The following is a 10,224-nucleotide window of genomic DNA, read 5'->3' on the forward strand; positions in this document are numbered from 1 at the left end:
TTATTCATAGCAATTTGGGAAGTTCGGCGGCCAGCCAAAGCTTTGAATTGGATAGTAATCGTCCTTGTTTTGCCTGTCATTGGTTTCTTACTATATCTTAGCATATCAAATCCCAAGCTTATTCATCGTAAAAGATTGACCTCTTCTCATAATGAGTCTAATAAGTTACCTGATACATATGGTGATTCAGCATCGATAATCGCCGATGCTTTAAGGTATTTTACTGTAGGCGGGCTTCGAGTCGGCAAAGTCCAAGTACTAAACAATGGAATAGCAAAATATGAACAACTTATCGAATCCCTACAAAAAGCCAAAAAAACCATTGATCTGGAATATTTCATCTATCGGAATGACCATATTGGTAATCGCATCACAGAACTGCTGATCGAAAAAGCAGTAAATGGAGTGCGGGTTCGTTTTATTAGAGATGGTTGGGGGAGTAAAAAATTTCCGCGTCAAAAAATTCTTCAGATGGTGGAAGCAGGGATAGAATGTCGGACAATATTTCCTTTAAGCTTTCCCTGGATTTTGTCCAATTGGAATTATCGGGATCATTGTAAGATTGTCACGATTGACAGAAAGGAATCCTTTACTGGGGGTATGAACGTTGGGTATGAATATACAGGATTAAAGCCAGACGTAGGATTTTGGAGGGACACTCATTTGCAAATTATAGGGGAAGCAACAGGCGACTTGCAGACTATCTTCGACGTTCATTGGAATATCGCTGTACCAGAACGGATAAAGTCAAAAACAAAATCTGAGGCAACGAAAAAGCCCACTAAAATCCCAAAATATAAATCAAAGGAAATCAATCCAACCGGGAGCATAGATCTTTCAAGATGGTCTGCCGAATTAGGATCTGAGTTATGGCCTATAGAAGGTAAAACAGACAATACCCAAACAAAGACAGGAGGATTGCAAAAAGCATACATCCATACGTTGGAAGGAAACCCTGGAATTCCTACACCAGTTATTCGTCAAGCTTACTTTATATTAATAACACAAGCGACCAAAACCATTGATATAACAACGCCCTACTTTATACCAGAAACAGATATTATTATGGCATTAAAGACAGCTGTGGCTCGTGGTGTACGCGTAAGATTACTTGTTCCTCGCCATATTGATCAAAAAATCGTGGGCTTTGCAAGTCGTACCTATTACGGGGAACTTATAGAAGCTGGGGTCCAAATCTACCAGTATGATAAAGGAATGTTACATGCGAAACTGATGATCATTGATGAGGAAATTGCAGAAGTAGGCGCAGCAAACTATGATATGAGAAGTTTTCGCCTGAATTATGAAGTGTGTCAAGTCGTGTACAGTGCTGATGTGGCAAGGGAACTCACAGAGCAGTTCGAGAGGGATCTTACTGATTCTGTATCATTAAGAATTGAAGACTTGTTGCAACGATCCCTGACCGAGCGCATTGTTGAACAGGGTTCTCGCCTGCTTTCTCCATTATTATAAGTTGATGTATCCTGTTTTTATTGTTCTATCTTAAATCTAGATTTAAAAAATTTCATTGTTTTTAAAATATTTCTGATTCATTTGAAAAAAGTCGAAAACCCGTGTAAGAAGAACTTTCAACATGGGTTTTTTTCTTATTTACGATGGAAATTCATTACTAAAAAACGGTAATACTAAAAAGGCAGCTCAAAGAGTTTGAATTCAAAAATATCTGTTACCTTTAATTGAAATATAGGGGGATATCAATAGATAATATATTTGAAAATCTTAAGGAAATACGTTTATTAGAAGATAAACCGTACCTTATAGAACTAAATGATTGGCTAAAGAATGAGTTTTTAACTTGGGAATAGTGGATACTAGTCGGTTTTTTAGTTGTGCCTTGGGTTCTATGGGCTAAACTCGTTAAACGAGACATTATTTTAGAAATTTTGTTTTTTGGTACCATAATTATCTTGACAACAACCTTATTAGATGTAGTTGGTGCACAATATAGTTTTTGGGATTACCCCATTGCATTCCTACCTTGGTTCGATATTTTGAGTGGAGATACAGTTATTCATTCATATATTACATCATCGTTGGAATAGGAACTCGAGCTTTAATACTAAAACTAGCCTTTTTATCTAAACTTCAAGATCTTACTACTAAGTAAAATTTAAATTGGAGGAAAAAACTTTGGAAGAAGTTAGTATTGGTTTACTGACAATCAAAACCATCGTAGGCTTTGTCACCTTATTTTTTATCATTATCATAACAGGCAGAACATCCATCTCTCAGTTAACCCCGTTTCACTTAGTTTTTGTGTTAGTACTTGGAGATTTTTTAGGAAATACCATTTATGAAGATAAGGTAAGTACTTTTCACTTTTTATATGCCATCGGATTGTGGACGTTTCTTATGTTGGGAATAGAGTATATGACTCTAAAAAATAAATCGACACGTTCTCTCTTATTAGGCAATCCTAACATCATCATTCGGGATGGTGTCATGGATCGAAAGTTACTTAAAAAGAACAAATTGGATGTAAATCAAGTATTAAGTATACTTCGACAAAATAATGTTTTTTCAGTTCGCGAAGTCAAATACGGTATATTGGAAGCTAATGGGCAAATAAGTATATTATTAAAATCCAAGTATCAGAAACCAGACAAGCAAGACCTCAATCTTCCAGAAAGTACAGTAGACCTCCCAACATCGTTAATTATAGAAGGGGAAATTCTATGGGATAATTTGCATAAACTCGGATTTGATCAACAGTGGTTAGATACCCAATTAACTACCAATGGATATGATAATGTTAAGCGTATACTCTACGCAGATTGGAGAGAGAGTGAAGGCATACATATAAGTCCCAAATGAAATTTGTAGGATAAAAGCATATCAATTTTCTTGATAGAATATAATGTGGATTTAAAAAAGATGAACCAGAGAATCCGTTTTAAAAATTTATCTGATAGGGCGTTTGTTATTCTTTGGCCTTCCACAATCAGGCGCTTTTTCGGAGTAAGGAGTACGCTCTTTTCACGTCTAAGTGTTCATTACAAAGACCAGCTAATATCATGACAAGAGATTAGCTGATCTTTTGGTCACCGAACAGAATAATGAAAACTACGAAACTTTAGAGAACCAATATATTTGAAGTGTGGCATCAATTTAAAGTAGATGGCAAAAAGCAAAAGCAACAACACTTTGTCCATGTGTATCGACATAATTTCGGTCTACTTCCATGTCCGTACAATGACGAAGAACCCCTTCCATCAAAGGATAGCAATCTGGGAAGTTCGTCCTGCCAAGGCTTTAAATTGGATAACAATCGGACTTATTTTGCCTATCATTGGTTTCTTGCTATATCTCAGCACATCAAATCCTAAGCAATTTCTTCGGTAAAAATTGGCATCCTCTCATAATAGCTGACAAATTACCTGATATATATAGTGATTCAGCCTCGGTAATCGTTGATGCTTTACGGCATTTCACCGCATGGGCTTCGAATCGGCCAAGTTCAAGTACTTAACAATGGAATAGCAAAGTATGAACAACTCATCGAATCCTTACAATCAGCCCAAAAAACATTTATTTGGAATAATACATCTATCGGAACGACCAAAATTGGTAATCGAATCACAGAACTGCTGGTCGAGAAAGCAGCAAACGGAGTTCGGGTTCGTTTTGTGAGAGATGGTTGGGGAAGCAAACCTAAGTAATAAAATCCTTTCAGATGATGGTTGCAGGGATTGAATGCCGGACAATACTCCCTTTACGCTTTCCCTGGATTCTATCCAATTGGACTTATCGGGATCATTGTAAGATTGTAACGAGTGACGCCTAGATCCTTGCCCCTACGAGATTTGTTCATTTTACAATCTTCGTATATCTTTTACGAAATGGAGTATATTAACTACGAAGGGCGAAACGCTCAGGGGCAACCGAAACTCTTCATCTCCCTGACTCTCGTCCTTCATTTTTTTCCATTCTTTGTTGGTTATATGCATCGTACCATCCATTACGTATCCAAAAATTTGTCTTGTCATCAATGAGGTAATAACTCCAATATATATATAAAAATAATTCGATAAGAATTGGCCTTAGAAGTCAATTCCTCTTTTTCCTATTTGAGCACTTCTTTTCAGGGAGAATGTCCCATTACGAACTTCCATTGCAAGTGACCTAGTAAGACTAGGGCGGTGCTTGATTGGAGAAGATTAAACATACTAGGGAAAGGTATAATTCCCACGGACTATGGAGGGGACAATAGTATGAAAACATTAGCGAAAGTAGACGAAGAATATCAGGAAATTATTCTTTTAGTAAAAGAGCCTATGAGAAGCCATCTATTGATTGAGTTAATGACCGAAATGGAAAGGGAATACCATATCCCTATGATAAGTACTGAAGATTGGGAAATTAAAAATAAACCAGTTATTGCATTATATAGAAAGATCAGTTTAAGCATAAACTTAAATTCTCATATTTATTTCGATGGTTAAATAAAAGTCCTTTTTCGAGTGCCACTTCTAACGGTGGTATTTTTTTGTTCAGTTGTAACTTTGTAATAATGTTCAATGAACAAATAAATCTTTTTATTTTTATAGTTCAGTTACCATAACACTTCTTAGAATAAGTAATTAATTAAAATCCTTTCGTAAAGTGTACTTTTACGAACATAGTTAATTTCCAACCCAGCCCATTTAGTTAGTTACAAAAAAGAACCCATTTCATTAAGAAATGGTTCTTCCTAGGCGGAAATATCTAAGGAGAAAGCTGGGGTAACATACCAGCATAATAATTCAGAAATATAGGTTTTTTATATCCTCATCGAATAAAGCCATTTAATTATTACTCACGACTTCTCTATTTGGATATACTCCGTTTAGGTATAAATATACTCACATAAAACAAAACTATAAAGAATGGTGTTTTTTATTGGGATGGGAAAGGATGACCATGATGAATCATTTGTGGCGGAAATCGTTGAAATCTAAAATGGCGAAAAAAACTCCAACAGTGGGACAATTCAAGCAAGAACAAGATCCGCTATTTGATAACTTGGCTAATAACGAAAACAAGTTCCGCTCTATATATAAAGATTGCTCTGATGTTATCTTTCGTCCTTTTTTCATAGGTGGAAAAGATAAATCCATTCTACTTTACATTGAAGGTTTGTCAAACATTGAAGAAATAGATGACAATGTACTTTCTCCACTTATGCAGAACACTGAGGAGGAATTCTACAACGTTAATAGTCTGATCGAAAAGAAAATATCTGTTTCCAATGTGAAAGAAATCAAAACATTTTCTGAGTGTATACAGGAAATCTCCTCGGGAAATCCAGTGATACTGGTAGATAAGAGGAAAACGGGCTTTTCGTTAGGCCTCTCAAAATGGGAAAAACGTTCAGTTGAGGAACCATCAGCTGAAATGGTCGTCAGGGGACCACGTGAAGCATTTGTGGAAACCTTACGGGTAAACACTTCCTTACTTCGAAGAAAAATAAGAAGTCCTGAACTAAAAATGCAATCAATTGAGATAGGTCGTTACACCAAAACAAAGGTTGTTATCGCGTATATGGAAGGAATTGCAGATAGGACTTTAATAGAAGAAACCCAAAACCGGCTAAGCCGAATTGAAATTGACGGAATATTGGAAAGCGGAGTGATACAAGAGCTTATTGAAGACAACCCATCATCCCCCTTCCCTCAGGTTTTAGCGACTGAGCGCCCTGATGTAGTTACCTCAAACCTTCTTGAAGGACGTGTGGCCATCTTAGTAGATGGCACTCCTTTTTCTATCGTTGTGCCTTCAACTTTTTATTCTTTACTGCAATCAAGTGAGGATTATTATGAACGATTCTTGATTGGGACGGCTATTCGATGGCTTCGTTACCTTTTCCTTGTGATTTCACTGTTCCTCCCTGCCTTGTATGTAGCGTTAATCACCTTTCACCATGAGATGATTCCGACGAACCTTTTGATTAGTATGGCTGCCTCTCGAGAGCATGTTCCATTTCCTGCTCTCGTTGAAGTTTTAATCATGGAAGTCATGTTTGAAGCGTTGCGTGAAGCAGGGTTACGACTTCCAAAACAGATCGGGGGTGCAGTAAGCATTGTCGGGGCTCTTGTCATAGGTGAAGCTGCTGTTTCCGCGGGAATTGTCTCTGCACCAATGGTTATAGTCGTTGCGATTACAGGCGTCGCCTCTTTTACGATTCCACGGTATCCGGCAGCAATCGCGATTCGTATGCTTCGTTTTCCAATGATTCTTATTGCCGGGACACTAGGGATGCTTGGAATAATGCTTGGGACCATCACAATAATCATCCACTTATGTACGCTTCGTTCTTTTGGTGTACCGTATCTTAGCCCAGTAGCTCCGATGAAAAGTAGTGATTTAAAAGATGTGCTTACACGTGCCCCATGGTGGAAGCTGAATCCAAGGACTCCATTAACAGGGGAATACAATAAATATCGACAATCCACTGGGCAGAAGCCTGATCCGACTAGTAGGGGTAAAATGTAAACCGCAAATCTTTTATTATGTATTGAGGTGATACGAGATGATTGAGAAAGGAAGGATTAGCGCTCTGCAGATGGCCATCATAATCTATCCGACGATTATGGCAACGGCTATTCTCTTAGTTCCGGCCATTACGGGAAAATTCGCAAAACAAGACATGTGGTTATCGCCAATTTGGGCTTCTTTCGCCGGTTTTCTCTCTGTCTATATTGCACAACAATTGAATAGGCGCTTTCCGGGGCAGACAGTCATCCAATATAGTGGGAAAATTTTAGGATGGATTCCAGGAAAAATTACCGGGTTTGTTTTCCTATTCTTTTATTTACATACAAATGGAATTGTATTAAGGGAGTACGGGGAATTTGTCGTTGGAAATTTTATGACAAAAACTCCAATGATCGTTGTAATTGGAAGCATGGTACTAGTCTGCGCCTTTTCCGTACACGGCGGACTTGAAGTAATAGCGAGAAGTGCAGAATTTCTTGTTCCGGTGGTTATTATATTGCTTCTAGTCATCGTTATATTACTTATCCCGGATCTTGAACCTAAGAATTTATATCCTGTCATGGAGAAAGGAATTATGCCTTCTCTGAAAGGAGCTGTTGTTCCATCAAGTTGGTTTACCGAATTCTTTCTCATCTCTTTCTTACTCCCATTTTTAGATAAAAAAGAAAAAGGATTGAAATGGGGCATGATCTCGGTGTTTGCTGTGATGCTTACTATGGTGGTAACCAATTTGTTTTCTCTTTTTTTATTTGGGGACATTACAGCTACTTTTACTTATCCAGTCATGAGTGCTGCCCGGTATATAAACCTAGCCGATTTTCTCCAACACCTTGACTCTATAGTGATGGCGATTTGGGTCTCTGGTACGTTTATCAAAATTTCAGTCTTCTATTATGCCATTGTAATTGGTACTGCTCAATGGTTAAATTTATCTGATCACCGGCCAATCGTTTTTCCGCTTGGTTTCCTATTAGTTCTAGTCAGCATTTGGTCGGCCCCGAATTTACAGGAACTCACTCATTCATTGAGCACTACTTGGCCTTTTTATGCCATTTTCATTCAAACGATTATACCAATTGTATTGTTGTTACTTGCTGTTCTGTGTAAAAAAACTTCTAAAAAGCCCAACTAATCAGCTGTGTGCCTGAAAGGGGAAAATGATGAATACTATTTCTTTAACGAAAGCAGTAAAACTAATGCTCACTTTTTCAATTTGTTCATCTACCCTCTTGCTTGCAGGCTGCTGGGATCGAGTAGAAATCAATAACATAGGAATTGTTTTGGCAGCAGGACTTGATAAAACAGCTGAGGATAAGATAGTGCTTTCTGTACAAATAGCTATTCCTGAAGCGATGGGAGGAGGACAAATGGGGGGTGGTCAAGGTGGAGGAGGTAAAACGATGATCGTTGAAAAAGCAACGGGTACTACAATTTTCGATGCCATGTCACTTCTTCAGGAAAAATTTTCCCGCCGTATTTTCTGGGGACATAACCAGGTAATCATCATAGGCGAAAAACTAGCTAAAGAAGGGATTCAGAAGCACATTGATTTTTTCGCACGTTCCCCAGATCCACCAATCAGGGCATATACATTTGTCACTGACGGTAAAGCCATAGATGTTTTGAAAGATAATCCTGATTTAGAGAAAAGTTCAGCAGAGTTTGCAAGAGACCTAGCAAACTTAAAAGTGGGAATGAGTGTAACCGTGAAAGACTTGTTGCAGATGTTAAGTAGCGAGGCGGGAGCGGCGGCACTTCCTTTGATAGAGGTAGGACAGAAAGGTGGTTTAAGTGTGAACGGAACGGCAGTTTTTAAAAAAGATAACATGGTAGGGGTAATCGACGATAAAGTAACAAGGGGATTATTATGGGTAAGAAATGAAATCGAATTATCCGCCGTAACCGTTAAGCCAAAAGGTGCTAAAGACCATATTTCATTCAATCTCCTTCGTTCCCGTACGAAGCTAATTCCTAAAATTGAGAACGGGAACTGGAAAATGACGGTTAAAATTGTGACGGAAGATGATGTAGTGGATAACGAAACAAAATTAAATCTTATGAATCCAAGGATTGTGAAAAAGCTTGAAAGGCAATTAGAACAAGAAATTGAACAACGAATTCGAATAATGCTTGAACAACTTCAAAATGAGATGGAAACAGACATTTTGGGTTTTGCAGAGGCGTTTCACCGTCAATATCCAGATCAGTGGTCAAATGTAAAGGATCATTGGGGCGAGAAATTTCCAGAAATAGAGGTTGAAATCAAAAGTAAAGCGTATATAAGGAGACCAGGAATGTCTACTTCACCGCAAGGAGTACCGGAAAAAGAGGTGATAGGAAATTGAGGTGGGCATTTGTGTTCGGTATAACCGTAGTTGCTATTCTCATGACGCTATATGAATGGCAAAAAATGAATAAGAATCAGAAGAAGGAAAAACGGGCATTTGTGACATTGACAATAGCAGGATGGCTGCTAGCCGTCCTTCTCGTTTTCTTTCCGGATATGCCAGGACCTACTCACTTGATGGATGTGATTTTTAAGCCCTTAGGCAAGCTTTTGGAAAAGTAATGTTAAAAGGGAGAAATAAATTTTGTTTGAAAGAGAGATAATTTTTGTCTTTCAACTGGGAATTATGTTTAATTAGCAGGAAATACTTTAGAAGCGACTGTACAAACGCCTGCAAGAAGAATGGTTGAAGTAAGTGATTCGACAAGTATGTTTTTACTGTCAGATGGAGCGAAAATGATTCGTGGTCAAACGATTATTATGACGGTGGTATTCCTTGCTTTTTAATTTTATTGGTAAAAATTTAAAGTTTTTTTATCCGGATACTACCGTGATTTCAGATGGAAAAGAAAAATCAAGCAGGTAATTTTACAAACGCTGGTCAATTCGGTACTGGCTCCATGCCAACAATGGCTTTGGTCCATTTCATGATCACTTTTTACTTGCGAGATCCATTCCAGAAAATGCCGAAATCCTTCTTTCGTATTTTCGAAGTAACAGGGTGAACCAAACTCTAATCCTCTAAAGTTTTGAGCTCTGGCTGATGCTTGAATTTTGCGGTATCCACACCGATAATAAGTGTTTCAGAAGTAATTTGAGCGATTTTCTTGTTTTGGTTATAATTCATGATAGGCCTCCTGATTATGATGATGTTGTCCTTTTCGCTGGCAAGCTTTGGGACACTTTAATCATATCAAGGGGTCTTTTTGTGCTAAAATCTCATTTTCATTCATTACAGGAATGCTGCCCCGATAGTTGCATACAAAAAAGCTGCCTTTAAGACATCAAGAATTGCGCCCGATTGTGGAAAACCAAAGAATAACAAACACCCTATCAGATAAATTCATAAAACGGATTCTCTGGTTCATCTTTTTTTAAATCCACATTATATTCACCAAGAAAATTGATGTGCTCCTATCCTAACAAATTTTATTTAGGACTTACATGTATGCCTTCACTCTCTCGCCAATCTGCGTAAAGTATACGCTTTACATTATCATATCCATTGGTAGTTAATTGGTTATCTAACCACTGTTGATCAAATCCGAGTTCATGTAAATTATCCCATAAAATTTCCCCATCTATAATTAACGATGTTGGGAGGTCTACTGGACTTTCTGGAAAATTGAGATCTTGCTTGTCTGGTTTTTGATACTTGGATTTTAATAATAAACTTATTTGCCCATTAGCTTCCAATATACCGTATTTGACTTCGCGAACTG

At 37.8% G+C, this 10,224-nt stretch carries 8 protein-coding genes and 2 pseudogenes; 7 read left to right on the plus strand and 3 right to left on the minus strand.

The window, feature by feature from the left end; genetic code table 11:
- Both ADA55_RS17295 and ADA55_RS17300 read left to right on the plus strand, forming a co-directional pair.
- On the plus strand, positions 1 to 1,473 hold a 1,473-nt coding region (locus ADA55_RS17295), incomplete at its 5' end, for a phospholipase D-like domain-containing protein (protein WP_065421179.1).
- 678 nt (positions 1,474 to 2,151) lie between these two features.
- Positions 2,152 to 2,835 (plus strand): DUF421 domain-containing protein, encoded by a 684-nt coding sequence (locus tag ADA55_RS17300; RefSeq protein WP_048686163.1) that lies wholly within the window; start codon positions 2,152 to 2,154, stop codon positions 2,833 to 2,835.
- A gap of 297 nt (positions 2,836 to 3,132) precedes the next feature.
- On the opposite strand, the pseudogene ADA55_RS31430 reads toward ADA55_RS17300, so the two are convergent.
- Positions 3,133 to 3,237 (minus strand): annotated as a pseudogene (locus ADA55_RS31430) (Tn3 family transposase); the annotation flags it as partial.
- 995 nt (positions 3,238 to 4,232) lie between these two features.
- Here ADA55_RS31430 and ADA55_RS17310 point away from each other — a divergent pair.
- The 5 genes from ADA55_RS17310 (at position 4,233) to ADA55_RS17330 (ending at position 9,064) form a co-directional block, all read left to right on the plus strand.
- The gene (locus ADA55_RS17310; protein ID WP_048686165.1) at positions 4,233 to 4,463 is read left to right on the plus strand and encodes a hypothetical protein; all 231 of its coding nucleotides are present in this window, start codon (positions 4,233 to 4,235) and stop codon (positions 4,461 to 4,463) included.
- 457 nt (positions 4,464 to 4,920) lie between these two features.
- The gene (locus ADA55_RS17315) at positions 4,921 to 6,492 is read left to right on the plus strand and encodes a spore germination protein (protein ID WP_081088780.1); all 1,572 of its coding nucleotides are present in this window, start codon (positions 4,921 to 4,923) and stop codon (positions 6,490 to 6,492) included.
- 37 nt (positions 6,493 to 6,529) lie between these two features.
- Positions 6,530 to 7,627, plus strand: coding sequence for a GerAB/ArcD/ProY family transporter (locus ADA55_RS17320; protein WP_176474560.1), 1,098 nt, complete (start codon positions 6,530 to 6,532; stop codon positions 7,625 to 7,627).
- A gap of 28 nt (positions 7,628 to 7,655) precedes the next feature.
- Positions 7,656 to 8,840, plus strand: coding sequence for a Ger(x)C family spore germination protein (locus ADA55_RS17325; protein WP_048686167.1), 1,185 nt, complete (start codon positions 7,656 to 7,658; stop codon positions 8,838 to 8,840).
- 11 nt (positions 8,841 to 8,851) lie between these two features.
- A complete protein-coding gene (locus tag ADA55_RS17330; RefSeq protein ID WP_309247797.1) occupies positions 8,852 to 9,064 on the plus strand; it encodes a hypothetical protein in 213 nt (70 codons plus the stop codon).
- A 385-nt stretch (positions 9,065 to 9,449) separates the two neighbouring features.
- Here ADA55_RS17330 and ADA55_RS31435 read toward each other — a convergent pair.
- Positions 9,450 to 9,629, minus strand: a pseudogene (locus ADA55_RS31435) (IS110 family transposase); the annotation flags it as partial.
- Positions 9,630 to 9,931: 302 nt separating this feature from the next.
- The coding region (locus tag ADA55_RS17335; protein WP_048686172.1) for a YetF domain-containing protein at positions 9,932 to 10,224 on the minus strand (293 nt) is incomplete at its 5' end.

Origin of the sequence: Bacillus sp. 220_BSPC (assembly GCF_001054655.1) — a bacterium.
Taxonomy (GTDB): Bacteria; Bacillota; Bacilli; order Bacillales; family DSM-1321; genus Peribacillus; species Peribacillus frigoritolerans.

Bases quoted from the DNA above. Each gene is read 5' to 3' on its own strand.
- ADA55_RS17310 (WP_048686165.1), top strand. From the start codon at position 4,233: ATGAAAACATTAGCGAAAGTAGACGAAGAATATCAGGAAATTATTCTT.
- ADA55_RS17315 (WP_081088780.1), top strand. From the start codon at position 4,921: ATGATGAATCATTTGTGGCGGAAATCGTTGAAATCTAAAATGGCGAAA.
- ADA55_RS17320 (WP_176474560.1), top strand. From the start codon at position 6,530: ATGATTGAGAAAGGAAGGATTAGCGCTCTGCAGATGGCCATCATAATC.
- ADA55_RS17325 (WP_048686167.1), top strand. From the start codon at position 7,656: ATGAATACTATTTCTTTAACGAAAGCAGTAAAACTAATGCTCACTTTT.